Source organism: Cupriavidus sp. 21MJTG02-4, assembly GCF_057798975.1.
This window is the reverse complement of the sequence record NZ_JBYOJP010000055.1, coordinates 1-1013: the sequence shown is the minus strand read 5'-3', so window position 1 is coordinate 1013 and position 1013 is coordinate 1. Positions and strand designations below refer to the sequence as shown.

The following is a 1013-nucleotide window of genomic DNA, read 5'->3' as shown; positions in this document are numbered from 1 at the left end:
CGAGTTGGAACCACCCCTTCCCATCCCGAACAGGTCCGTGAAACGACTCCGCGCCGATGATAGTGCGGATTACCCGTGTGAAAGTAGGTCATCGCCAGGCTCTTACAATGCAAAACCCCTCGACAGCATGTGCTGCGAGGGGTTTTTGCTTTGGTGGCCTTCCAGATAGCGCCGCCTGGTGGCGGGCTCAACGCCTCTTTGGCGCTCTGGAACCCACCCCGAAGCCTTCTACGGGCCTCCAGAGCGTCGATATGCGTCTCCCTATAGGGTGAGAACGCAGAAATTCAAACTGTGTTTGTGGGTTGCTACAGCCAGCGTCAGATCGCCAGGCAGTGGCCAGCTCGATGGTCCGGTCGATGCATTCCGCAACGGAAAGTGCTTGACAGGCAAGGCGAGAGGTCCCATAATCGATAGTTCTCTGCGGAGAGGTGCCCGAGTGGCTAAAGGGGGCAGACTGTAAATCTGTTGGCTTACGCCTACGCTGGTTCGAATCCAGCCCTCTCCACCAGAATGCAAGACAGTGACCGGCTACCAGGCCGGTGAAGCAAAAAGAACCAGGCGGGTGTAGCTCAATGGTAGAGCAGAAGCCTTCCAAGCTTATGACGAGGGTTCGATTCCCTTCACCCGCTCCAAATCGCGTGGTTGCTGTCGACAAGTAGTACTTCTAGTTTTGCCCATGTGGCTCAGTGGTAGAGCACTCCCTTGGTAAGGGAGAGGTCGGCAGTTCGATCCTGCCCATGGGCACCAAATACCGCACTGGCAATATCGCTGCCGACACAGGAGTCGTGAAATGGCAAAGGAAAAGTTCGAGCGGACCAAGCCGCACGTGAACGTTGGTACGATTGGTCACGTTGACCATGGCAAGACCACGCTGACCGCAGCGATCGCCACGGTGCTGGCAGCGAAGTTTGGCGGTGCCGCCAAGAAGTACGACGAAATCGACGCAGCGCCGGAAGAAAAGGCACGCGGTATTACCATCAATACCGCCCACGTCGAGTACGAAACGGCCAACC

The 1013-nt window shown here is 57.0% G+C and carries 1 protein-coding gene, 3 tRNA genes and 1 rRNA gene; all 5 read left to right on the top strand.

The genetic code is table 11. The features are described from left to right. Nucleotides 1-100: ribosomal RNA gene (gene rrf, locus AC3FKH_RS34460) — 5S ribosomal RNA — on the top strand; the annotation flags it as partial. 322 nt (nucleotides 101-422) lie between these two features. Next, nucleotides 423-508: transfer RNA gene (locus AC3FKH_RS34455), tRNA-Tyr, on the top strand. A gap of 50 nt (nucleotides 509-558) precedes the next feature. Further along, nucleotides 559-632, top strand: a tRNA-Gly gene (locus AC3FKH_RS34450). A 40-nt stretch (nucleotides 633-672) separates the two neighbouring features. Next, nucleotides 673-747: transfer RNA gene (locus tag AC3FKH_RS34445), tRNA-Thr, on the top strand. Between the two features lie 43 nt (nucleotides 748-790). Continuing rightward, a partial coding sequence (locus AC3FKH_RS34440; RefSeq protein ID WP_488680160.1) for a GTP-binding protein occupies nucleotides 791-1013 on the top strand: 223 nt, incomplete at its 3' end.